The sequence below is a fragment of the Streptomyces lucensis JCM 4490 genome, assembly GCF_014650035.1.
Lineage (GTDB): Bacteria > Actinomycetota > Actinomycetes > Streptomycetales > Streptomycetaceae > Streptomyces > Streptomyces lucensis.
On record NZ_BMUE01000003.1, the window covers coordinates 78329 to 101407 of the forward strand.

The following is a 23079-nucleotide window of genomic DNA, read 5'->3' on the forward strand; positions in this document are numbered from 1 at the left end:
CCCGCACCGCGGGGAAGCGGTGCGGCCCGCACAGTCGAAGGAGACGAGTCATGGCCAACGTCTCGCACAGGGGTGACATGTCGACCCACCCCGATGTCTCCGAGATGCGGGAGCGCTACGCCCGCATGCTCGGCGGTCGCGACGTGGCGCTCGTGGACGGGCCGGTCTTCCTGCTCGGTCTGTACTGCGCCGCATCTCCGTGGATCGTCCATTACGCGGCCTCCCAGCCCGCGCTCATGACCCACAACCTCATCATGGGCATAGCGATAGGACTGCTGGCACTGGGATTCACCAGGGCCCCGGAGCGGATGTACGGCCTCAGCTGGGCCATGTGCGCCATGGGCATCTGGATGATCATCGCTCCGTGGATCGTGGGCACCGCACCGGACGCGGGCGTGATCGTCAACAACATCGTCATCGGCGCGCTGGCGCTCCTCCTCGGACTGATCTGCGCCGGTACAGCGGCGAAGAGCACCCCCGGACCTTGAGGACAGGACACGAGGAAAGGAAGAACACAGAGCGGGAGGCCGGTCCGCCCGGGCGGACCGGCCTCCCCCGTGCCCGGCGCGGCGTCCCGGCCCGATCCGGACGAAAGACCCTAGCCGGCCGCGGCGGCGTCGTACCCCTCGCCCGTCTCCCGCTCCCCGAACGGCCACACCCGCTCCAGCCGCGCCCAGACCAGGAACGCCCCGCCGCCGAGTGCCAGCCAGGCCAGGGACCACTCGACGGGGTGGCGGCCCGGGGAGTTCCGGTCGGCGTACCCGTAGATCACGCACCAGCCGGCGAAGGCGACGAGGCTCGGCAGGGGGTACAGCCACATCCGGTACGGGCGGGGCAGCTCCGGGCGGCGTCTGCGCAAGGCCGTGAGCGCCACGATCTGGGCCAGCGCCTGCACGACGACCATCACCGTGGTGAGCAGCTGGATCAGCGTCGTGAGGTCGGTGTGGCGGCCGATCAGGAAGCCGACGGCCGTGATCACGCCCATGGTGGCGAGGCCCAGCACCGGGAAGCGGTGCCGGGGGTGCAGCTTCTCGTACGGCCGGAAGAAGACCCGGTCGCGGGCGGCGTCGTACGGGACGCGCGAGCCGCCCAGCAGGCCGGTGAAGACGGAGGCGAACGCGGTGATCAGGATCAGCACGGTCACCGTGCGGGCCGCGCCCTCGCCCCAGGTCGCCTCCAGTACGGCGGAGGCGACCGAGGTCGAGGCGATGTCGTGCGGATCGGTCATCCGGTGCCAGTCGACGACCCCGAGCGTGCCGATCTGCAGCAGCAGGTAGACCGCCATGATGCCGAGGATGGAGAAGAGCACCGAGCGGGGCAGGGTACGGCCGGGGTCCTTGATCTCGGCGCCCATGTAGGCGGTGGTGTTGTAGCCGAGGTAGTCGTAGATCCCGATGGTCAGGCCCGCGGCGAAGCCGGGCCAGAAGCGGCCGCTCGTCAGGTCGAAGGCGTGTGCCGGGTAGGCGAAGGCCAGGTGCGCGTCGAAGTCCGTCGCGGCGGCGGCGATCACCAGGAGCACCGAGGCGATCATCACGGTCCACAGCACGGCGGTGATCCGGGCGATGTGGTCGATGCCGCGCCAGAGCAGGGCCACGACCAGGGCGATGACGCCGAGGCCGGTCAGGTCGCCGCCCGTCCGGCCGAGGCCGGGGGCCAGATAGCCCAGGTACTGGACGAGGCCGACCACACCGGTGGACATGATCAGCGGGATGAACAGCATCGCCGTCCACACGAACAGGAACGGCGCGAGGCGGCCGGTGCGGTGCTGGAAGGCCTGGCGCAGATAGACGTAGCTGCCGCCGGAGCCGGGCATCGCGGCGCCCAGTTCGGCCCACACCAGCCCGTCGCACAGCGCCAGGACGGCGCCCGCGGCGAACCCGACGACCGCCTGGGGACCGCCGAACGCGGTGACCATCAGGGGGATCGTCACGAACGGACCGATGCCGCACATCTGGCTCATGTTGATGGCGGTCGCCTGGAACAGGCCGACGCGGCGGACGAAACCGTCCGTGGGCGGCGGGCTACCGGACACGGGTGCCTCCTGACGCGGGGGATCACGCGCGACGCGGCGGTCGAGCGCGGGACGGCCGGGACCTGACGCGGTCAACCCCACCACGGCCGGGGTCATTGACTCGGTTCACAGGGCGCCCTACTTTGAACCGAATTGGTAAATTCTTCCTACTTCGCGCGGCTGGAGTCCCCGTGTTCCCTCGCCCTCCACGCGGACGCCGTTACGCCGCCGCCACCCTGACGGTGTGTCTGCTCGGCTCCCTGGCCACCGGCGCCTGGGCCGGCCCCCGGCCCCCGGCGCCGCGGCACGAGGACGTCCGGGTCACCCGGGTTCCCTCGGCCGCCGGTTCGGGCACTGCCCTGTCCGGCTACGACATCCAGTCCACGGCCAAGGTGGCCGACTCCCCGGCGGCCGTCTCCTCCCCCGGCTATCCGGCGGCCGGCTGGCATCCGGCGGGCCCGCGCTCGACGGTCCTGGCCGCGCTGCTCGCCGACGGCGTGTACGCCGACCCGTTCCACTCCACCAACCTGCGGAAGATCCCGAAGGCCGACTTCGACGTCCCCTGGTGGTACCGCTCCGACTTCACCGTCGAGGACACCGCGCTGCGCACCTATCTCGATCTCAGCGGCGTGGTCTCGGCGGCGGACGTCTACGTCAACGGCCGCCTGGTGGCGCCGGCAGCACAGGTCACCGGCGCCTACACCCACCACGAGCTGGACATCACCCCGCTGGTCGGGCCGGGCACGAACACGGTCGCCTTCCGGGTGCGGCCCAACGACCCGGACAAGGACCTCACGACGGGCTGGCTGGACTGGCTCCAGCCGCCGCCCGACCGGAACATGGGCCTCGTCCGGGACGTCCTCGTGCGCAGGGGCGGCCCGGTGGCGCTCCGCGACGCGCACGTGGTCACCGAGCTGGCCGTGCCCTCGCTAGCCACCGCCGACCTGACGGTGAAGGCCGAGGCCCGCAACGACACGGACTCGGCCGTCACGGCGGAGGTGAGCGGCAGCGTCGGCGGGACGCACTTCGGCAGGACCGTGTCGCTCGCCGCCCACGAGAAGAGGACCATCACCTTCTCCCCGGCCGACGTCCCCCGCCTGCACCTCACCTCACCCAGGGTGTGGTGGCCCGCCGGGATGGGCGGCCGGCCGCTGTACGACCTCGACCTGACCGCCACGGTCGCCGGCAGCACGTCGGACACCGCGCACGAGACCTTCGGCATCCGTGACGTGCGGGCGCCGCTGAACGCCGACGGCGACCGCCAGTACCTGGTGAACGGCCGCAAGCTGCTGATCCGGGGCGGCGGCTGGTCGCCGGACGAGTTCCTGCGCTGGGACCACACCTACACCGAGGACCGCCTGAAGTACGCCGTCGACCTCGGCCTGAACACCCTCCGGCTGGAAGGGCACCTGGAGCCGGACGAGTTCTTCGACCTGGCCGACCGCCACGGCCTGCTCACCCTGCCGGGCTGGGAGTGCTGCGACAAGTGGGAGGGCGACGTCAACCCCGGCGGGCACGGGGAGAAGTGGTCCGGCGCCGACCACACGGTCGCCAAGGCGTCCATGGCGGCCGAGGCCGCCCGGCTGCGCGGCCATCCGAGCGTGCTCTCGTTCCTGATCGGCAGCGACGCCGCACCCGACGCGACGATCGAGAAGGGCTACCTGGAGGCCCTGAAGGCGGCCGACTGGCCCGTCCCCGTGGTCCCCGCCGCGTCCGAGGCGTCCTCGCCGCAGCTGGGCCGCTCGGGCATGAAGATGACCGGCCCCTACGACTGGGTGCCGCCCGGCTACTGGTACGCCAAGCGCGAGGGCGGCGCCACCGGCTTCAACTCCGAGACCAGCGCCGGGCCGAGCATCCCCACCCTGGACAGCCTGCGGCGGATGATGACCCCCGCCGAACTCGAGACGCTGTGGAAGGACCCGGACGCCCGCCAGTACCACCGTTCGCCGTCCACCGTCTTCGGCACACTGAAGATCTACGACGACGCCCTCACGGGCCGCTACGGCGCCCCCGCCGGCCTCACCGACTACGTCCGCAAGGCCCAGCTGGCGCAGTACGAGAACGTCCGCGCCCAGTTCGAGGCGTACCGGCGCAACGCGGCCGACGCCGCCCGGCCCGCCACCGGGGTGGTCCACTGGATGTTCAACAGCGGCTGGACGTCCCTGCACTGGCAGCTGACGGACCGCTACCTCGACCAGAACGGCGCCTACTTCGGCGCGAAGAAGGCGAACGAGCCGCTGCACGTCCAGTACTCCTACGACGACCGCTCGGTCGTCGTCGTGAACGACCGGCACGAGCCCGCCGGGGGCCTCACCGCGCGGGCCACGCTGTTCGACCCCGACGGCACGCAGAGGTACGACAGGACGGTCACCGGTGTGTCGGTCGCCGGGGACGGGGCGCACGGCACACCGCTCACCCTGCCGTCCTCGGTGGGCGGACCGTCCCGGACGCATCTGCTCCGCCTGGTGCTGACGGACGCGGACGGCACCGAGGTGAGCCGGAACGTGTACTGGCTCTCCACCCGGCCCGACACCCTCGACTGGAGCCGCACCACCTGGTACCACACGCCGACTACGGACTACGCCGATCTCACCGGGCTCGCCTCGATGGCGCGGGTGCCGGTGTCGGCGACGGCCTCGACCCAGTCGGCGGGCGGCACCTCGACGACCACGGTGACCGTGCGCAACACCGGGAGCGGGCCGGCCCCTTCGCTGCTGACGGACGTCCGCCTGGTCGACGCGCAGGGCAGGCCGGTGCTGCCCGTGCGCTGGTCGGACAACCAGGTGAGCCTGTGGCCGGGCGAGTCGGTGACGCTGACCGCCTCCTACCGCACGGCCGACCTGCACGGCTCGGCACCGCACGTGCGGGTGTCCGGGTGGAACACGCCGGAGCGGACGGTGCCGTCGGCCTGACGCGGAGTGGGCCCGGGAGCCCGCCCCGCGTGGTTCAGCCGACGTCGAGCGCGGTGTCGTCGACGACGAACGACGTCTGGAGCGTGGAGCCCTCGGTGCCGGTGAACCTGACCGTGACGGTCTGTCCCGCGTAGCCCGCGAGGCTGAAGCTGCGCCGGGTGTAGCCGCTCGCCGCGTTGAGGTTCGAGTAGGTGGCGAGGGTCGACAGCACCGTGCCGCTGCCGTTGACGACCTGCGCCTTGAGGGTGTCGTAGGCCGTCGAGGTGGTGGTCTCGGCGGTGTCGACGTGGAGGTAGAAGCTGAAGGCGGCGTTCGCGCACCCGGCCGGGATGGCGACCGTCTGCGCGAGGGTGTCGCTGTGCGCCGAGCCGTAGCCGTTCAGCCAGGCCTTGTAGGAGCCGGTGCGGGCGGCCTCGCCGGTGTCGTCGGTGACGACGCCGCTGGAAGCGGTCCAGGAGGTGGCGCCGGACTCGAAGCCGGGGTTGGCCAGCACCTGGCCGGCGGTGCAGGTGCCGGTGCCGCCTCCGGTGCCGCCGGTGCCCGCGCCGGCGAGCCACGCGGTGGCGTTCAGGGCGAGGGGCGCGTTGGTCGCGCTGGAGTCGTTCCAGCCGTCGTAGAGGGTGTTGCCGGACTGGCCGGTGCCGTCGTCGACCGGGGAGCTGTCGCCCCAGAAGGCGACCCGGCCGCTGCCGAAGGTGCTGGTGGCGAAGAACGCGCCGGTGTCGCCCGAGTAACCGGTGCGGTAGAGCAGGCCCTTGACGGCGGGGTTGTCGGCGGGCTTGAGCGTGGCGGTGGTGCCGCTGGCGATGAGGCTCTTGGTGACGGTGCCGAACGCGCCGTGCAGGACCGGGTCGGAGCTGTCGCCGATCGCGGCCGGGTGGTCGGAGCCGATGCTCAGCGAGTCGATGGAGAAGCCGAACGGGTCGGTGGAGTCGACGCTGTTGTTCGTCATCAGGTCGTTGAAGATCTCGACCGCGTCCTGGCCGTCGTTGTTGCGGTCGGCGCCGGTATGGTCGGAGATCATGAACAGGCCGCCGCCGTTCTTCACGAAGTTCATGATCGCCGTCTTCTCTGCGGCCGTGAACAGCGTGTTCGGCTCCGGCAGGACCAGCGTGTCGAAGTTCGACAGGTCGGTCGCGGACGAGCCGCCGTAGCTCAGGGCGCCGCCCGACGGGAGCGTCTTCAGGCTGTAGCCGCCGGCCTTCTGCAGCGCGACGCCCCAGGAGGACAGGGCGCCGGTCCAGTCCGTCTCGGCGGACGGGGTGGAGTCCTGGCCGAGCGGGTCGGGCTGGCTGGTGGAGATGATCCAGTCGGCGTTGCCGGCCGTCTCGGCGTGGGCGTTGTCGAAGAGGACGCGGTGCGTGGTCGCCGCGCGGGCGGGGGTGCCGGCGCCGACCTGGAGGGCGGCTCCGGTCAGGAGCAGGCCGAATCCGGCCAGGGCGGTGGTGAGCGTGCGGCGGCGTCTGCTGGTCCGGGTCATCCGGCGAACCTCCATGAGGGGTGGGGAGAGGCGGTGGGGGCGCCAGGTCTGCGCGCGTAGAGCCGGGTCGAGATTTCTACACGCGTCGACTTGTTGAAAGGTACATGGCATGAAGGCCCGGTGAACAGGGAGCTCCGCGACAACCGGAGTATTCCCCTCCTCCTGCGCGTCAGTCCCCGTGGAGGTACGGCGTGGTGGTGGTCAGCGCGTGGAAACCGAGGCGCTCGAGGATCGGGCGGCTCATGGCGGAGGCGTCCACCTGGAGGTAGCGGTACCCGCGGGCGGCGGCGACACGGGCACGGTGGGCGACCAGGGCGCGGTAGACGCCCCGGCCGCGCCATGCCCCGGCGGTGCCGCCGCCCCACAGGCCGGCGAATCGGGTGCCCGGCACCAGTTCCATCCGGGCGGCGCCGACCGGTTCGTCACCCGCGAGCGCGACCACGGCGACGAGTGAGCCGGGGTCGGCGGCGAGACGGGCGAGCAGCCGGTGCCGCAGGCGGCTGCCGCCGGTGCCGAAGGCCTTCTCGTGCGCGGCCACCACCAGCTCGACGCCGGCCGGGTCGGTGGCGCGCACGAGCCTCATGCCCGCGGGCGGCTCGGCGTCCAGGTGGCCGAGCCGGGCCGCTTCGCCGACCATCAGCGTCTCCTCGGGCTCGGCCCGCAGCCCCGCCGCGACGAGACGGGCGCCGAGGTCCGCGGGCCGGTCGTGACCGTGGAGCTTCCACTCGAAGGCGCGGCCGAGGCCGGTGAAGTACGTGATCTGCTCGTGGATCGCCCGGTCGGCGTCCGCCGCGTCCAGGCCGGACCACAGGACGCCGTTCCAGCCCCGCGCGTCCGAGACCTGCCGCACCACCCGGCCGGCCCGCTCGACCCGGGCACCGGGGCCGTCGGGCCGCGCGCCCTCGCGCATGTCCCGGTCGTACAGGGCGAGCACCGCGGCGTGATCCATTCGCCCACTGAACACGCCCCGCCGGCCCCACGGCAACGGAATTGCGGGTCCCGGACCGCGCCTCGGGCCGGACACGGCGGACGGAGGCCGGTGGTCAGCCCAGTTCGAGTGTGGTGACGCCGAAGACGTGGTCCTGGGCGTGGTCGCGCACCGGTCCCGTGTACATGCGGGCCGTCTCGAAGGAAGGGGTCAGGCCCGCCTCTTCGGCGAGCGCGACGCCTGCCGTGTTGAACTCGGGCACGTCGATGGCGACCTCGCGTCCGGCGGCCTCGGCGACGAGGGCGGTGAACAGGGCCCGGGCGTCCTCGGCGGAGTCCGCGAAGAGGGGCCCGATGCGCAGGGTGTCGTGACCGGGGCGGATCACGCCGTAGCCGGTGAGCCGCGCGCCGTCGTGGCGGACGACGGCGCGGTGGCCGGGGCCGGTGAGCCACTCGGCGAGGAAGCGCGGGCGGTCGGCCGGGTGGCAGGCGCTGTCGTAGGCCGTGATCGCGGCCAGGTCGGCGGGGCCGGCGGGCCGCACTCCGCCGGTCGCCTCCCGCTCCGGCGCGACGCCGGTGAACCGGATCGTGCGGTGGGCGAGCGCGAAGCCGGACTGGCGGTAGTTGTCCTGCTGGGCGACCACGCCGTCCAGGCCGACGGTGCGGTCGCCGGCGTGCGCGAGGGCGGTCTTCCAGGTGGTGAGGCCATGGCCCTGGCCGCGCAGGTCGGGGCGGACGAGGTAGCAGCCGAGGAAGGCGTAGTCGGGACCGTGGTTGACGACCGAGATGGCCGACACCGGCTCCCCTTCGATCCGGCCGAGGAAGAAGCCGTCGGGGTCCTGGGCGAAGAACGCGGGTCCGTCGGACCGCCCGGGATTCCACCCCTCGGCCGCGGCCCACCCGCTGATCACCGGCCAGTCGGCGAGGGTGGCCTGCGTGACGACGAGGTCGAGGGGGGCCGAAGAGGTCATCGGTGCGCTCCGGATCGGTCGGGGGCGGACTGCCGCACAGCATCCTCGCCGATCGACACAGGCCGCACCACGGGGAGATCAGCCGTATCCGCGCCCTCGCCATGCGGTGTCCGGCAGGCACCAGGGAGCCCCACCGGGCCGACGTCCGGTGGGGCCTCGCGGGTGCCGGGTCGTCAGTGGGTGCGGCCCGGCCGGAAGCGGCGGTACAGGATCGTGCCCGTGAGGAGGAACGCGACGCTGCCGGCGATGGCGGGAGCCGTCAGGTCCGCTCCGGTGTGGGCCAGCGAGGCCACCGTGTGCTGCGGGGCGGGGTGGCGCGGGCCCGGGTGGGTCGCGGCGGGCGGCTGCGCCTTCGGGACGGTGGTGCGGGGGGTGCTGACGGTGGTGGGGGCGCTGGGGCCGTTGACCGACTTGTTGCCCACGGCCGGGTTGCCGATACCGACCACGTTCACGCTGTTGCCGCTGACGTTCACCGGCACGTGGACGGGGAGCTGGATGTCGTTCCCGGAGAGCACTCCGGGCGAGTCCTGCGCGCCGCCGTGGGCCGACGCCCCGCCGGAGGAGGCCGATCCCGCCTTCCCGCCGCCCTCCTCCTTACCGCCGCCGGTGTTGGCGCAGGTGTTGCCCACGGCCGGGTTGAGCAGCCCCACGACGTCCACGGTGTTGCCGCACACGTTCACCGGCACGTGCACCGGGAGCTGGATGTTGTTGCCGGAGAGGACTCCGGGCGAGCCGATCGCGGAGCCGTCGGCCGCGGCACCGTCTGCCGCGAATGCGGCGGACACCGGCAGCGTCATGACCATCGCGCCGGACGCGGCGGCGACGGCGATCACACTGTTTCGGGTGGCCCGTCTCATAGGTTTCCTGCCTTCCAGACATCGTCGCGGGCGCTCACCCGCACCTCTTCAAACGCGTGCGCGCCGTCCGGGTTATGGCTTATCGGTCTTTCACCCCATCGAGTGGCGGGTCATCGAACCGGGGGCCGAAGCCCTCGCGGTGATCGGCGCCGGGCGCGGGGCGGGACGCCGGACGCCGGTCCGGAGGCGGCGCGTCCGGGGCCCGCTTATGGTGATCCAGGGCCCCCTCTCCGGTCCGTGGCGGGCGCCCCGGGAGGCCATCGATGCTGACCATGCTGTGCACACGGCCCGCCGTGCGGCGCTGCGCGGGCGCCTCGGCACTCGCGCTGGCCCTGCTCGGAGCCGGGCTGCCGGCGGCCGCGGCGGACGGGCCGCGGCCCGACCTGACGCGGTTCTACCGGCAGAAGGTGTCGTGGGCCGCCTGCGAGGGCCCGGACATGCCCAAGGACCTCCAGTGCGCGAAGGTCACCGTGCCGCTCGACTACGCCCGCCCGCACGCGGACACGCTGGACGTGGCGCTGGCCCGCTACCGCGCCACCGGCAGGTCGCGCGGCTCGGTGCTGCTGAACTTCGGCGGCCCCGGCGGCCCGGGCGTCAGGGAGCTCGCCGCCGACGGGCGGCAGTTCATGGACCTGACCAACGGCTACGACGTGGTCACCTTCGATCCGCGCGGCGTCGGCCGCTCCTCTCCCGTCAGCTGCGGCGAGGGTGGCGAAGAGGCCGCCGTGACCAACGAGAACGCCGACCTCGCCCGGCCCCAGGCGCTGCTCAGCCGGCTGCGGCGGGCCGCCGACGAGTGCGCCCGGCACTCCGGCCGGGTGCTGCCCCACATCGGCACCGTGAACGCCTCCCGCGACCTCGACGTCATCCGCCAGGCGCTCGGCGACAAGAAGCTGAACTACCTCGGCTTCTCCTACGGCACACGGCTCGGTGCGGTGTACGCGGCGCAGTTCCCGGACAAGGTGGGCCGGATGGCCCTCGACGGGGTGGACACCCTGACCGAGCCGCTGGCCGAACAGGGAGTCGCGGGCGCCGCGGGGCAGCAGACCGCACTGGACGACTTCCTGGACTGGTGTGCGACGGACAGGGCCTGTCCGTTCGGCACCGACCGGCGGGCGGCCGGGGACGCGGTCGTCCGGCTCGTACGCTCACTCGACGATAACCCGGTGCCGACGGACTTCGGCGGCACGTTCTCCGGCCAGGACCTGGTGGGCGCCATCGGGCAGGGCCTCTACAGCAGGGACCTGTGGCCCTCGCTGGAGCGCGCGCTGGCCTCGCTGGTCGAGGACGGCGACGCCCGGGGCGTGCTGAACTTCTCCGCGTCCGGCGTCGGGCTGCCCCGCGGACAGCACGGCAAGGACAACGGGCACGCCGGGCTCGTCGACGCCGACGAGGTCCCGCCGGACAACCTGCCGGCCGCTCTCATGGCGATCAACTGCGCCGACGACCCGGACCGGCCCACCGGCGACCGCATCGCCAAGGACATCGAAGGGCTGCGGGACGTGTACGAGCAGGCCTCACCGGTGTTCGGCCGCTACCGGCTCACGCAGCTGCTGATGTGCTACGGCCGCCCCAGGGGCACCGACTTCATCCGCGACCGGGTCAAGGATCTCGACACCGCCAGGATGCTGCTCGTCGGCACGCGCGGGGACCCTGCCACGCCGTACTGGTGGACCGTGGAGACGGCCCGGCGGCTCGGCCCGTCGGCCGTGGTCCTCGACAACAAGGGCGACGGCCACACCGGCTACTCCTCCTCCACCTGCGTGCACCGCAAGGTCAACGACTTCCTGCTCTACGGCTCCCTGCCCCCCAGCGGCAGTTCCTGCCCGGCGGACGGACACGGCCCGCTCGGCGCCCGCACCGCCGGCTGAGCGGCGCACCGCGCCGGCCGGGGCGCGCAAGGGGCCGGCAGGTGGCGGGAACGGCGCGACCGGGTACCAGGTCCTCATCCGGGACGACCGGCCGGCCGCACCCGCCCGTCACACCGGGCGGATGCGGCCGGCCACCGTTTCCCGCGCCGACCGCGACAAGGAGGACCACCATGCGCATCCGCGCCGCCATCGCCGTGCCCGCCGTCTCGGCCGCCGCCGCGGCCCTGCTGCTGTCCGCGCCCCAGGGCCAGGCCGCCCCGGGCCGCGCCCAGCCCGCGCGCTGCGCCGAGCAGGCGCTGACGGTACGGGCGAAGGCCGCGGCCGCCGACCGGACCGTGGTGCGGGTGAGCGTCACCAACCGGGGCGCGCGGGCCTGCGTCGTCGACCGCGTGCCCACGGTGACGTTCGGCGACCTCGACGGGGCGGCGCTGCCGGTGCCGCGGGGCGGCACCGGCACCTACCGGCTCGCGGCGGGGGGCACGGCCCACGCGGACGTGCGGACCATCGGCGACCCGGCGGACCCCGAGGCCCGCCGGGTGGACGCGCTCACCGTGGCCGCGTCGGCGGCGCACTGGGGCCGCTCCTTCACCGCCGCACGGCTGGGCGCCGGCGGCCACGTCCCGGTGTGGGAGCCGGTGACGACGTGGTGGCACCGCACGGCGGCGGCCGCGGACCGGGCCATCGGACTCGGCTGAGGCCGCCCGGAGCCCGCCCGGGCAGGGCGACGGGCCGAGGGCGCGCGTAGCGCCGTGCCGAGCCCCGCCGCGGCGGGCGTGCCGCACGTCCGCGGGGACCGGCGGCCGCCACCCGAACGGCCCACGGGACGCCGTCGTTCCGGCCTGCGCCCGCCCCGCGCCCGGCTCGCGCGCCGTCCCGGCTCGGCCCGCCCGCACCGGGGCGGCGCCGCCAAGGACCGGCCACGTGCGGGCGGTTCACCGGATGCCGGGCGGTTCACTGCTTCACGGTCACGAACCCGTCCAGCACGGCGGTCAGTTCGGCCGGCTTCTCCACCGGCAGTTCGTGGCCCGCGTCCAGAACGCGCACGACGGCGTCCGGATAGGCCATGGCCATCCGGAGCATCTGCCGCACCGGCAGCTGGACGTCGTGGTAGCCGTGGACCATCAGCGTCGGCGTGCGGATCTCGCCGGCCCGGTCGAGGACGTCGAAGGCGCGCATCGCGCCGTACAGCGTCATGACGACCTCCCGCGGGGTGCCGGCGGAGGCGCGGACGTACTCGCGGATCTCCTCGCGCGGGTGTCCGGGCGCGAAGGCCCGCTGGATGTTGGCCGCGACGAACATCCTGTACGGCACCAGCGTGGAGGCCGCCATGAGCAGGCCCCGCCCGCGGCTGTACGTCATCCGGCCGATGGAGTTGACCAGCACCATCCGCTCCACCCGCTCGGGGTGGGCCAGGGCGATGGTCTGCGCGATCATCCCGCCCATGGAGTGGCCGACGAGCACGAACCGCCCAACTCCCAGATGGTCCAGCAGGGCGAGGACGTCGTCGGCGAGTTCCGCGACCGTGCGCACGCCCGCCCCGGTGCTGTCCCCGTGGCCGCGCAGATCCAGGCGGATCACCCGCCGCCTGCCGGAGAAGTGGGCCATCTGGTGGTCCCAGCGGTGCCGGTTCGCGGTCCAGCCGTGGACGAAGACCAGGGGCGCATCCGGCGCGTCGCGAGGGCCCTCGTCGTCGTACGTCAGGGCCGCTCCGTCGACTGCGAACTGCGGCATGAAGGCCTCCTGGGGTGCGGTGCGGTCCGGTTACTGACGGGTACGGTATCCGGCCGCACGGCACCGCGTCACCGGCACCGGCGGCGGGGGACCGCTGCGCCCGCGCCGCGCGTTACCCCGAATGCCGTATGGGCGAATTCGCCCTATCGTGCTGTTCATGGAGCACGCACTGAGTCCCGCTGCCCTCGCCGAACTGCGGCGTCCGCGCCCCTACCCGGCGGTGTCCGTGCTGACCCCGACGCACCGCCGCGATCCGCTGAACGGCCAGGATCCCATCCGGCTGCGTCATGCGGTGGCCGAGGCCAAGAAGCGGCTGGAATCCGATCCCGCGGTCACCCGCGAGCGGCGCGCCGACGTGGTCGCGCAGCTCGACCGGGCGCTGTCGGAGGTGGACCTGGCGCATGCCGAGGACGGCCTCGTGATCTTCGCGGCACCGGGTGAGCACCAGGTGTGGTCGCTCGCCCGGACCGTTCCGGAGCGGGTGGTCCTCTCGGACACCTTCCTGACCCGCAACCTCGTCTCGGCGCACGCCGCCGGGCATCCGTTCTGGGTGCTGTCCGTCTCCGCCGACCGTGTCACCCTGTGGAGCGGCGGCGTCGACCGCGTGGTCGAGGACCGCTCCGCCGGTTTCCCGGTCGTCCGCAGACAGGTCAACTTCGACGCCGAACGCCAGATGCGCATCGGCGACATGCCGAGCACCTTCACCGACGAGTCCACGCGGCAGTTCCTGCGCGAGGCCGACGGCGCCCTGAGCGCGCTGCTGCGCGACCAGCCCCGCCCGCTCTACGTCACGGGCGAGGAAGCCGCGCTCTCGCTGCTGGACGAGATCGGCGGCGCCGCCCGGGCCGCCGTGCGCGTCCCGCACGGCGGGCTCGCCCACGGCGGCCCCGAGGCCGTGTGGCAGGCGATCCGGCCGGCGCTCGAGGAGGAGGCGCGCCGGGGCGCCGACTCGGTGCTCGGCGAGCTGACGTCGGCGCGCGGCCGACGGACCTACGCGGCCGGGCTGGACGAGCTGTGGCGCAACGCCCGGGAGGGCCGGGTGCGGCTGCTCGCCGTGGAGGAGAACTACCGGGCGGTCGTCCGCGACTTCGGCGAGCATCTGGTGCCGGCCGAGCCCGGTGACCTGGACGCCCGCGACGACATCGTGGACGAGATCGTCGAGCAGTGCCTGGAGACCGGTGCCGACGTGCGCTTCGTCCCCGACGGCGCCCTGGACGAGGCGGACGGCATCGCGGGCGTACTGCGGTACTGAGGCACCTCCGGGGCCCTCCGCGTCCGTCCGGTGCGGCACTCTCCCGTCGGCGTACGCTGCGGCGTGATCATCGGCGGGAGGGAGCACGCACATGGGTGACCTGCTGGGCGTTGCGGTACTGGGTGCCGGCCACATGGGAGCCGACCACATACGACGTCTCGCCCAAGTAGTCAGCGGCGCCAGGGTCGTGGCGGTTGCCGATCCCGACGCCGAGCGCGCCGAGAACGCGGCGGCCGGCCTCACCGGCGTGACCGTGCACACCGATCCGACGGCCGCGCTCGACACGCCGGGGGTGGAGGCCGTTCTCGTCGCCTCCCCCGGCCCCGCCCACGAGGAAGCGCTGCTGGCGTGCTTCGCCCGGGGGCTGCCGGTGCTCTGCGAGAAGCCCATGGTGCCCGACTCCACCGGCGCGCTGCGGGTGGCGGAGGCCGAGGCCGCGCTCGGCCGGCGGCTGGCGCAGATCGGCTTCATGCGCCGTTACGACGCCGGGTACCGGCGGCTGAAGACCTTGCTGGACGACGGGAGTCTCGGCCGGCCCCTGATGCTGCACTGCACCCACCGCAACGTCTCCTCCCCCGCCGGTTTCACCAGCGCCATGCTGATCGACAGCTCCGTCTCCCATGAGATCGACGCCGCCCGCTGGCTGCTCGGGCAGGAGCTGACGGCGGTGACCGTGCTGCGGCCCGGGCCCTCCCCGGGCGCGCCCGGGGGCCTGGTCGACCCGCAGTTCGTGCTGTTCGAGACGGAGCGGGAGGCCCTCGTCGACGTCGAGGTATTCGTCAACTGCGGCTTCGGCTACCAGGTGCGCTGCGAGGCCGTGTGCGAGCGGGGCAGCGCCCGGATCGGCGACGAGCACACCATGGTGGTCACGGCCGGGGGCAGCGCCGCGCAGGAGGTGGCGCAGGACTACCTCGTGCGCTTCGCCGACGCCTACGACCGCGAGGTGCAGGCCTGGGTCGACGCCACCCGGCGCGGACAGGTCACCGGTCCGGACGTCTGGGACGGCTACGCCGCCTCCGTCGTCGCCGAGGCGGGGGTCCGCGCCCTGCGGACGGGCCGCCGGACCGCCGTGGAACTCGCCCCGCGCCCGGGCTCGCGGCAGCCGGGCACGGCGAGGTGACGCCACGGGGCGGGCTCGGGGGCCGCCGGGCTCAGACGCCGTCGAACAGGGCGCTCAACCCGCGCTCCACCACCGCCGCCATGTCCTCCTGCCCGGCCGCCACCACCTCGTAGCTGCGCACGAGGAAACGACGCAACGCCGCGGCCGGGAACTGCAGCAGCGCAAGGCCGTACGGCGAGTGGAACTCCAGTACGGTCCGCGTGCGGTCGTACGGCCATATCCGCACGTCCCCGTGGCCGGCCGGGGCCCGCAGCCCCTGGTCGAGCAGGGACCGCGCGAACGTCCAGGTGACCTCCTCGCCGTCCAGGGCCGCCTCGGCGGGGAAGTCCACGAAGACGGCGAGCGGGTCGTCCGTGGAGTACCGGATCACCGTCGACACCGGGACCTCCCGGTCCCCGGCGGTGACGAGCCGAGCGTGGGTGAGTTGTTCGATGGAGGTGTCCATGCCTTTATGGAGTCCGTGAAGGCGCTTCGCAGGGCGCCATATTCGGTCAGAGTTCGACGGGTACCGGCCGGTCGCCGCATCGCATGGGAACAAAGGAGCGTCGAACTTACGGCCGGGTGCGTCGAGCGGGCCGGAGACCCACATCAACTCCCGTAGAATCACTACGACTTCGCCCCTCCGGCGCGTACGCCGCGCGGGCCGGGAATCGGTCCGGGAAGACTCTGGCATATGCCGGAAGCACCACCGTATCGTGTGTCGCCGAATCCCTTACGGCGCGTCGCGGGCTGTGCCACAGTCGTAACGGTCCCCACCGCCCTTTCTGGCCGAACCGTCCCTCATCGGAGTGCGTCATGCCGTCCCCTGTCTCCGCGGACCACCCAGCCGCCCCACCACCCGGACGCGGCCCGGTCGAAGCGCTGATCACGCAGACGCGGCGGCTCAAGGGCGATGTGGACGCCGTGCGGCGGGACACCCGGAACGACGGTGCGGACCCGGAGGAACGCTGGCAACGCGCCCTGTGCGACCTCGCACTGCACCAACTCGACGACCTGGGAACCCACTTGACCCAGCTGCGGGACGGACCGGAGCCGGCTCCCGCGCGGTCCCCGGACGCCGGGGCCGCACGGCCGGCACCGGCCCGCACTCCGCCCGGATCACTGCTGAGCCGAGTCGGCAGCGCGGAGTGGAACCTGCTGACGGACGAGGCCACCTGGTCCGGGGAGCTGTACGGGATCCTCGGGCTCGACCCGGCCGGCCCCGCCCTCACCCTGGACGAACTGCCCGCCCTGGTGGCGGAGGAGGACCGGCCGGAACTGACCGCGATGGTGACGGGCTGCCTGGTCGACGGCAAGCCGATCGACGGGGAGTTCCACGTCGTGCGGCCCGACGCCTCCGTGCGGACCGTGCACATGATGGGCGAGCCGGTACTCGGCGCCGACGGCAGCACCACCTCGATGTGGGCCGTGCTGCGGGACGTCAGCGAACTGCGGCGCAGCCAGCGGACGGTGCGCGAGACCCGTGACTCGCTGCAGCACCACCGCCGGCGGGAGCGGACCGAGCACCGGATCGCGGCCGAGCTGCAGGAAGCCGTGCTACCGCCATGGCGCGGCTCCCTGCGGCTCCCTCACCGAGGAGCACCGGTCCTCGACCTCGCCGCCCACCACATGCCGTCGGCGGCCGGCACGCTGATCGGCGGGAACTGGTACGACGCACTCGAACTGCCCGACGGGCGGACCCTGCTCGGCGTCGGCGACCTCACCGGACACGGTGTGACCGTCGCCCCGGGCATGGCGATGCTGCTCGGGGCCGTTCGCGGCATGGCGATGACCGGCACCGCCCCCGGGCAACTGCTCACCATGCTCAACCAGTTACTGGACGCCACGGTGCAGCCCGCCCTCGGCAGCGCCCTCTGCTGCAGCTACCGGCCGGAGAGCCGCACCCTGGTCTGGGCACAGGCGGGACATCCCGCCCCGCTGCTGTACCGCGGCGGGACGGGGCGCGTGCTGAACGCACCGCGCGGCGTCCTGCTCGGCGCGACCTCGGGGGCCGTCTACGAGCAGGCCGACGAGGCCCTTCAGCCGGGCGACCTCCTCCTGCTGCACACCGACGGACTGCTGTCGGGGCACAGCGCCGCGACGGCCGTGGACCACCTGCTGGAGCTCGCCCCGCGGTTCACCGCGGCGCGTACCGCACAGGACTGTGTGCGGACGGTCGTCGAGGAGTTCGGCGGAGCCGGGCGCGAGGACGACGCGTGCGTGCTCGTCGCCAGGGTGACCGCGTGACCTGATCCGTTCGGCGCACGGGCCGTCAGGCCTGCGCGCTGTCGTCGCCCTTGGCCCTCGGCCTGGGCAGGGCGAGCCTGATCTCCTCCCGCAGTTCATGGATCTTCGGGTAACCGGCGTACTCCGCGGTCAGCCGGTACATCTGGCGCAGCCGGTCCCAGGTGCGACGGGAGGAGTTGGAACCCATCGACATCAGGGCCAGCCGCGCGTACCGGTCGGCCTGTTCCGGGTCGTCGGCGATGAAGCAGGCCGACGCCATGGACAGATGGTCGAAGATCTTCGACCGTTCACGCCCGTCGACGCGCAGGGCGAGGGCCTTCTGCGCGTAGTACTGGGCGTGCGCGGCCGCACCCGGGTCGAACTCGGCCAGCGTGCGGTAGGCGAGGGCCTGCATGCCGTACAGGTCCTCGTCCTTGAAGGTCTGCATCCAGTCGGGCGGTTGCTCGTCCTGCCGGTCGGAGACGAAGAGGTCCTCCGCCCGGCCGAGGGTGCGCCGCATCGCCTGGCCCTTGCCCATCGACGCCTGCGCCCAGGCCTCGATGGTGTGGAACATGGCCTTCGTACGCGGCTGCAGGCCGTCACCGGCGCCGGACTGGGCGAGATTCATCAGATCCAGCGCGTCGTCCGGTCGGCCCAGGTGCACCATCTGCCGGGCCGCCCGGGACAGCGCCTCGCCGGCGCGTGGCCGGTCACCGCCCTCGCGGGCGGCGTGGGCGGCGATGACGAAGTACTTCTGGGCCGTGGGCTCCAGGCCGACGTCATGCGACATCCAGCCCGCGAGGACGGCCAGGTTGGCGGCGACGCCCCACAGGCGCCGCTGGAGATGGGGTGGATGGTGGTAGGCGAGCATGCCGCCCACCTCGTTGAGCTGACCCACGACCGCCTTGCGCTGCAACCCGCCGCCACGGGCCGCGTCCCAGGCGCGGAACACCTCGACCGAGCGCTCCAGCTCCTCGATCTCCTGCGCCCCGACGGGGGCGGCCTCGTAGCGGTCGAACCCGGCGGGGGCGGCGTGCAGGGGGTCGTGGAGGACGGGGGCGTCGGCCTTGAGGGCCGGATCGGTGTGCAACCAGTCGTACATGGCGCTGCTGAGTGTGGATCCCGCGGCGAGCGCGGCACCCGCGCCCACCAAGCCGCGTCGGTTGAGCATGAGGTCCATTCCCGTGAATTCGGTGAGGACCGCGGCGGTCCGTTCGGGCGGCCACGGCACTCCGTCGGGACGTTCCTCGATCCCGTCGCCCTGCCGTTTCCCCGCACGCCCGTGCCGTACCAGACCGAGGTCCTCGATGGTCACGACACGGCCGAGCCGCTCGGTGAACAGGGCCGCCATCACCCGCGGTACCGGATCGCGCGGGATCTCTCCCATGTCGATCCACCGCCGCACCCGGGAGGTGTCGGTCGCCAGCTGGGGGTGGCCCATGGCCGCCGCCTGTCTGTTGACCAGTCTCGCGAGTTCGCCCTTCGACCAGCCGGCCAGGCCGAACAGGTCCGCAAGGCGGGTGTTGGGTCGTCCGCTCACTCAAGCCCCCAGGTACTCGGCTGAGTTGACAGTAGCCCCCGGGAGGTTGCCGGGCGACTATTCGCCAGGGTTCGCCAGGGTGCGCCAGATGGTGTGCCACTGGGCATCGGGTGTCAGGTAGGAACGCGCCTCCCCGACCGGTCGCCACCGGGCATATGACGACGCGATGCCGGCATATGACGGGCACATTCCCCAGGATGTGCCCGGGCGGTCGGACGGGGGCGCGCGTGAGCACCACAGGTCAGGCACCGCAGGCACACGAAGGGATCTGTATCTCCCATGTACGCAGCATCGTCCTCCGTGTCCGCCCCGCCCCGGCCGCCGCGACCCCGCCCCGCGGGGGGCGGACCGTATCTCGACCCGGCGGCGCGGCCGGGCGGTCCCGTGCTGGGCGCGGGCCGTCCCCGGCGGGTGCCGGGTCAGCCCGGCGGCCAACCGCTCAGCGGCAGACTCGACCTGTCCGGACCTCAGGGCGCCCAGCTGCGCACCGCGATCGCCGCGGTGCACCGCATCTGCCCGGAGTTCGCCCCCGTACAGGTACTGCGCCGAAGCGGACCGTCCGTCCTGCTCGTCGGGACGACGGGGCGGAACACGGCCGTCGCCAAGTGTCTCCTCGACCACTCGCCCGCCTGGGCGGAGCGCAGCCGCCACGAAATAGCTGCATACCGCTCGTTCGTCCGGCACCGGCCACCGGTCCGCGTGCCGAGGCTGATCGCGGCGGACCCGGACAACTGCACCCTGGTGATCGAGCGGATGCCGGGCCGGGTGCCGGCGTTCCAGCGGCATCCGGCGGAGGCACCGTCCCGCGCGGACATCCGGACCGCACTGGGCGCCGTCTGCCGGGTGAACGCCTGGCGGCCCCCGGCGGGCACCTTCGACATGCCGCTGGACTACGCGGCGCGGATCTCCCGGTACCACGAGCTGGGCCTGCTCACGGACCGGGACCTCGGGGACCTGCAGAAGCTGCTGCACGGCATCGCCCACCAGGTGGGCCGGCACGGCATGCTGCAGTTCTGCCACGGCGACGCCCTACTCTCGAACATCCTGCTCTCACCGGCCGGTCCAGTGCTGGTGGACTGGGAGCACGCGGGCTGGTACCTGCCGGGGTACGACCTGGCGACGCTGTGGCTGGTCCTCGGGAACGCGCCGGCGGCCCGGCGCCAGATCAGCCAGATCGCCCAGTCGGCCGGACCGGCGTCGCGCGACGCCTTCCTGGTGAACCTGATGCTGCTGCTCACCCGGGAGATCCGGACGTACGAGACGGCCGTACAGCGTTCGATGCACGACGCGGCCCCGGCGGTACCGGGAGCGGTTGCCCCGGGTGCCGCGCAGACCGGTGAGGAACAGCGGCTGTTGCTCAGGCGGCTGCACGACGACTGCCAGATGGCCCGCAGCGCCGTCCGAGCTGCGGTCGGCACCCGCTGACGGGGCGGAGGCCCGCGGTGCGCCCTCAGCGGCGGCGCACCGCGGGCCTTCGTGCGTACCCCGCGGAACGCGTCCGGCCGCCGTGCCCACTGGTGTATGCCAGTGACGGGCCGCAGGCCCGCGTGCCGCCGTCGCGAAACTCGCCGGACCCTTGTGTGACGTGGGAATTCCCGCTCCTGAAGGCATCATTGACGGATCGTCGGCAAGCCGGTACCACTGACCCAGCTCGGCGCCGCACACCCCGCCACGCCCGCCCGTCACAGGAGGCCGCATTGCGAGGATCCGCCACCGACCCCACGTCCACACCCGGCCACAGACATCGCCGCCGGACCGCCGGCCCACTCGCCTGCGCGGCCCTGCTGCTTCCGCTGCTCGGCGCGGCCCCCTCCCACGCCGCGGGCTCCTCCACCACCCGGCTGCAGCAGGCGTTCACCACCGCCGCGGCCGACCACCATGTGCCGCAGAGCGTCCTGCTGGCCGTCTCCTACCTGCAGTCGCGCTGGGACCAGCACGGCGGCGCGCCCAGCGTGACCGGTGGCTACGGCCCGATGCACCTCACCGACGCCCGGACCGCGATGGCGGCCACGGAACACTTCGCCGGCGGCACGGAGGACGCCCGGGGCGACGCCGCCCGCGCGGCCACGCGCCCCGTCGTGGCAGCGCCGGCCGACCAGGCGGTCCCGGCCCGTCTGAGGACGCTGCCGAAGGCGGCGGAGCTCACCGGCATCCCGGCCGGGCGGCTGCGCACCGACCCGGCGGCGAACGTGGCCGGCGGCGCGGCCCTGCTCGCCGCCGCGCAGAAGGAACTCGGCGAGCCGCTGAGCGCCGACCCGGCGGACTGGTACGGCGCCGTCGCCCGCTTCTCGGGGGCCGACGACACGGCGACCGCCGCGGCCTACGCCGACGAGGTCTACGACGTCCTGCGCACGGGCGAGGAACGCACCACCGACGACGGCCAGCTGGTCACCCTGGCCGCCCAGCCGGGCCTCACCGCCGACACCGCCCAGCTGCGGCGGGCCGGTCTGCGCACGCTTCCGGCCGGCGACACCGAATGCCCGAGGTCGGTGTCCTGCGAGTGGATCCCGGCGCCGTACGCGCAGTTCGGCGACGACGACTACGGCAATCACGACCTCGGCGACCGCCCGGCCTCGCAGCGCATCAGGTACATCGTCATCCATGACACGGAGGGCGCCTGGGACGGGGTGCTGAACCTGGTCCAGGACCCGACCTATGTCTCCTGGAACTACACCATCCGCTCCACCGACGGCCTGATCGCCCAGCACGTCAAGGCGAAGGACGTGGCCTGGCACGCGGGCAACTGGGACGTCAACTCCCGGTCCGTCGGGATCGAGCACGAGGGTTTCCTCGCCAGCCCGGACGCCTGGTACACGGAGGCGATGTACCGCTCCTCGGCGCGGCTGGTGCGGTACCTGGCCGCCAGGTACGGCGTTCCGCTGGACCGGCAGCACATCCTGGGCCACGACAACGTGCCCGGGCCGACCACGTCGACCATCCCCAACATGCACACCGACCCCGGCCCGTACTGGGACTGGCGGCACTACTTCCGGCTGCTGGGCCACCCTTTGCGGCAGACGGCCGGCAAGAAGTCCGCGATGGTGACGATCCTGCCGGACTACGCCGCGAACCGGCCCGTGTACACGGGCTGCACCGCCAAGGGCGAGCCCTGCGCGGCACACGGTTCCAGTGAGGTGCGGCTGTACTCGGACCACGACGTGAACGCGCCGCTGATCAAGGACATCGGGCTGCGGACGGATCCGACCAACGGAGTGAACGACCTGTCCTCACGGGTCTCCACCGGCCAGCAGTACGCGGTCGCCGACCGCTGGGGCGACTGGACGGCCGTCTGGTACCTGGGGCAGAAGGCCTGGTTCGAGAACCCGCGCGAGGAGCCGACGGCGGTACCCGCGCGCGGGCTGGTGGTGACCCCGAAGGACGGTCTGGCGAGCATCCCGGTGTACGGCCGCGCCTACCCGGAGAAGGAGGCCTACCCGGCGGGGGTGCCCGCGCAGTCGGTGGTGCCGCTGCCGTACACGATCCCGGCCGGGCAGAGGTACGTGGCCGGTGACGAGATGCCGGGCGAGTACTACTACGCGGTCACCTTCACCACCGACTCGCACCGGGTCGTGGTCGGCAAGGACCTGTACTACGAGATCCAGTACGGGCACCGGATCGCCTTCGTCCGGGCCGCGGACGTGACGCTGCGGGGTGCGGGCCGCTAGCGGGCCGGGCCGAGGTCAGCCCTGCTGGAAAAGCTCCGCCGGGAGCGGCTTCAGCAGGGCGTACAGGTCGTCGGTGATGGGGCGGTCCCAGGCGGCGATGGTCACGAGGACGCCGTCGCTGCGGTCGAACTGCACACAGGAGATCCGGCCCTCGGAGAGCTTCAGCCGCCGTACGATCAGCAGGTTGTCGCCCTGGAGGACGGGCGTGTCCTCGGTTTCGAGGACGGTGATCTCCTCGTCGTTCTCCAGCGCCAGCAGCAGCTGGCCGACCTCGAAGGGGATCTCTCCCTCGGCGACGTCGCGGGCCGGGGACCCCTCCGGCAGATTGCCGATGATCATGGCGGGGCCGCGGCCGCCGAAGAGGTCGTAGCGGAGGAAGACACCCTGGCAGGTGCCGTCGGGGGCGGGCAGCAGGCCCGCGCCGAGGTTGCCCGGCCAGTCGCCCGGGTCCATGGCCAGCACGTCGAAGTCGGGTCCGGCGGGAGTGGCGCTGCGGCGGCGGAGGAACGACATGCGGCCATGGTACGTGTCCGGGCC

The 23079-nt window shown here is 73.1% G+C and carries 18 protein-coding genes; 9 read left to right on the plus strand and 9 right to left on the minus strand.

Features of this window, described 5'->3' with window-relative positions:
• Window positions 1-50: 50 nt before the first annotated feature.
• Window positions 51-488: an SPW repeat protein gene (locus tag IE177_RS08310; protein WP_190014297.1), complete on the plus strand. Its 438-nt coding sequence runs from the start codon at window positions 51-53 to the stop codon at window positions 486-488.
• A 110-nt stretch (window positions 489-598) separates the two neighbouring features.
• On the opposite strand, the gene IE177_RS08315 is transcribed toward IE177_RS08310, so the two are convergent.
• Window positions 599-2032, minus strand: coding sequence for an APC family permease (locus IE177_RS08315; protein WP_229815946.1), 1434 nt, complete (start codon window positions 2030-2032; stop codon window positions 599-601).
• 170 nt (window positions 2033-2202) lie between these two features.
• On the opposite strand from IE177_RS08315, the gene IE177_RS08320 reads away from it, so the two are divergent.
• On the plus strand, window positions 2203-4923 hold the full coding sequence (locus tag IE177_RS08320; protein ID WP_190014300.1) for a glycoside hydrolase family 2 protein: 2721 nt from the start codon (window positions 2203-2205) through the stop codon (window positions 4921-4923).
• 34 nt (window positions 4924-4957) lie between these two features.
• On the opposite strand, the gene IE177_RS08325 is transcribed toward IE177_RS08320, so the two are convergent.
• The 4 genes from IE177_RS08325 to IE177_RS35550 all read right to left on the minus strand — a co-directional run bounded on the left by IE177_RS08325 (window position 4958) and on the right by IE177_RS35550 (window position 9158).
• Entirely contained in the window at window positions 4958-6403 is a 1446-nt protein-coding gene (locus tag IE177_RS08325; protein ID WP_190014302.1) for a hydrolase, read from the minus strand.
• A 169-nt stretch (window positions 6404-6572) separates the two neighbouring features.
• Complete coding sequence (locus tag IE177_RS08330; protein WP_190014304.1) at window positions 6573-7352, minus strand: GNAT family N-acetyltransferase; 780 nt, start codon at window positions 7350-7352, stop codon at window positions 6573-6575.
• Between the two features lie 94 nt (window positions 7353-7446).
• The gene (locus IE177_RS08335) at window positions 7447-8301 is read right to left on the minus strand and encodes a GNAT family N-acetyltransferase (protein ID WP_190014306.1); all 855 of its coding nucleotides are present in this window, start codon (window positions 8299-8301) and stop codon (window positions 7447-7449) included.
• Window positions 8302-8474: 173 nt separating this feature from the next.
• Window positions 8475-9158, minus strand: a complete 684-nt coding sequence (locus IE177_RS35550) for a chaplin family protein (RefSeq protein ID WP_190014307.1) — start codon at window positions 9156-9158, stop codon at window positions 8475-8477.
• A gap of 263 nt (window positions 9159-9421) precedes the next feature.
• Between IE177_RS35550 and IE177_RS08345 the strand changes: the two genes are divergently transcribed.
• On the plus strand, window positions 9422-11029 hold the full coding sequence (locus IE177_RS08345; protein ID WP_190014309.1) for an alpha/beta hydrolase: 1608 nt from the start codon (window positions 9422-9424) through the stop codon (window positions 11027-11029).
• A gap of 170 nt (window positions 11030-11199) precedes the next feature.
• A complete protein-coding gene (locus IE177_RS08350; protein WP_190014311.1) occupies window positions 11200-11724 on the plus strand; it encodes a DUF4232 domain-containing protein in 525 nt (174 codons plus the stop codon).
• Window positions 11725-11980: 256 nt separating this feature from the next.
• Here IE177_RS08350 and IE177_RS08355 read toward each other — a convergent pair whose 3' ends face one another.
• Window positions 11981-12760: an alpha/beta fold hydrolase gene (locus IE177_RS08355; protein WP_190014313.1), complete on the minus strand. Its 780-nt coding sequence runs from the start codon at window positions 12758-12760 to the stop codon at window positions 11981-11983.
• A 157-nt stretch (window positions 12761-12917) separates the two neighbouring features.
• On the opposite strand from IE177_RS08355, the gene IE177_RS08360 reads away from it, so the two are divergent.
• On the plus strand, window positions 12918-14012 hold the full coding sequence (locus IE177_RS08360; RefSeq protein WP_190014315.1) for a baeRF3 domain-containing protein: 1095 nt from the start codon (window positions 12918-12920) through the stop codon (window positions 14010-14012).
• A 91-nt stretch (window positions 14013-14103) separates the two neighbouring features.
• Window positions 14104-15132, plus strand: coding sequence for a Gfo/Idh/MocA family protein (locus IE177_RS08365; RefSeq protein ID WP_190014317.1), 1029 nt, complete (start codon window positions 14104-14106; stop codon window positions 15130-15132).
• Between the two features lie 31 nt (window positions 15133-15163).
• On the opposite strand, the gene IE177_RS08370 is transcribed toward IE177_RS08365, so the two are convergent.
• Entirely contained in the window at window positions 15164-15577 is a 414-nt protein-coding gene (locus IE177_RS08370; protein ID WP_190014318.1) for an SsgA family sporulation/cell division regulator, read from the minus strand.
• Window positions 15578-15927: 350 nt separating this feature from the next.
• On the opposite strand from IE177_RS08370, the gene IE177_RS08375 reads away from it, so the two are divergent.
• Window positions 15928-17358 carry a PP2C family protein-serine/threonine phosphatase gene (locus IE177_RS08375; RefSeq protein WP_190014320.1) on the plus strand — a complete coding sequence of 477 codons (1431 nt, stop codon included), beginning with the start codon at window positions 15928-15930 and terminating at the stop codon, window positions 17356-17358.
• Window positions 17359-17383: 25 nt separating this feature from the next.
• Here IE177_RS08375 and IE177_RS08380 read toward each other — a convergent pair whose 3' ends face one another.
• Window positions 17384-18877 carry a DNA-binding protein NsdB gene (locus IE177_RS08380; protein WP_190014322.1) on the minus strand — a complete coding sequence of 498 codons (1494 nt, stop codon included), beginning with the start codon at window positions 18875-18877 and terminating at the stop codon, window positions 17384-17386.
• 279 nt (window positions 18878-19156) lie between these two features.
• Here IE177_RS08380 and IE177_RS08385 point away from each other — a divergent pair, with 279 nt between their 5' ends.
• Window positions 19157-20302, plus strand: coding sequence for an aminoglycoside phosphotransferase family protein (locus IE177_RS08385; protein WP_190014324.1), 1146 nt, complete (start codon window positions 19157-19159; stop codon window positions 20300-20302).
• A gap of 272 nt (window positions 20303-20574) precedes the next feature.
• The gene (locus tag IE177_RS08390) at window positions 20575-22542 is read left to right on the plus strand and encodes an N-acetylmuramoyl-L-alanine amidase (protein ID WP_190014326.1); all 1968 of its coding nucleotides are present in this window, start codon (window positions 20575-20577) and stop codon (window positions 22540-22542) included.
• 15 nt (window positions 22543-22557) lie between these two features.
• Here the strand turns inward: IE177_RS08390 and IE177_RS08395 are convergent, their stop codons facing one another.
• Complete coding sequence (locus tag IE177_RS08395; RefSeq protein WP_190014328.1) at window positions 22558-23055, minus strand: hypothetical protein; 498 nt, start codon at window positions 23053-23055, stop codon at window positions 22558-22560.
• Between the last annotated feature and the right edge of the window lie 24 nt (window positions 23056-23079).

Excerpts from the sequence above, each read along its gene's own strand:
- IE177_RS08330 (WP_190014304.1), bottom strand. The coding sequence starts at position 7,352 with ATGGATCACGCCGCGGTGCTCGCCCTGTACGACCGGGACATGCGCGAG.
- IE177_RS08360 (WP_190014315.1), top strand. The coding sequence starts at position 12,918 with ATGGAGCACGCACTGAGTCCCGCTGCCCTCGCCGAACTGCGGCGTCCG.
- IE177_RS08355 (WP_190014313.1), bottom strand. The coding sequence starts at position 12,760 with ATGCCGCAGTTCGCAGTCGACGGAGCGGCCCTGACGTACGACGACGAG.
- IE177_RS08385 (WP_190014324.1), top strand. The coding sequence starts at position 19,157 with ATGTACGCAGCATCGTCCTCCGTGTCCGCCCCGCCCCGGCCGCCGCGA.
- IE177_RS08350 (WP_190014311.1), top strand. The coding sequence starts at position 11,200 with ATGCGCATCCGCGCCGCCATCGCCGTGCCCGCCGTCTCGGCCGCCGCC.
- IE177_RS08365 (WP_190014317.1), top strand. The coding sequence starts at position 14,104 with ATGGGTGACCTGCTGGGCGTTGCGGTACTGGGTGCCGGCCACATGGGA.
- IE177_RS08345 (WP_190014309.1), top strand. The coding sequence starts at position 9,422 with ATGCTGACCATGCTGTGCACACGGCCCGCCGTGCGGCGCTGCGCGGGC.
- IE177_RS35550 (WP_190014307.1), bottom strand. The coding sequence starts at position 9,158 with ATGAGACGGGCCACCCGAAACAGTGTGATCGCCGTCGCCGCCGCGTCC.
- IE177_RS08325 (WP_190014302.1), bottom strand. The coding sequence starts at position 6,403 with ATGACCCGGACCAGCAGACGCCGCCGCACGCTCACCACCGCCCTGGCC.
- IE177_RS08370 (WP_190014318.1), bottom strand. The coding sequence starts at position 15,577 with ATGGACACCTCCATCGAACAACTCACCCACGCTCGGCTCGTCACCGCC.
- IE177_RS08395 (WP_190014328.1), bottom strand. The coding sequence starts at position 23,055 with ATGTCGTTCCTCCGCCGCCGCAGCGCCACTCCCGCCGGACCCGACTTC.
- IE177_RS08335 (WP_190014306.1), bottom strand. The coding sequence starts at position 8,301 with ATGACCTCTTCGGCCCCCCTCGACCTCGTCGTCACGCAGGCCACCCTC.
- IE177_RS08310 (WP_190014297.1), top strand. The coding sequence starts at position 51 with ATGGCCAACGTCTCGCACAGGGGTGACATGTCGACCCACCCCGATGTC.
- IE177_RS08375 (WP_190014320.1), top strand. The coding sequence starts at position 15,928 with ATGCCGTCCCCTGTCTCCGCGGACCACCCAGCCGCCCCACCACCCGGA.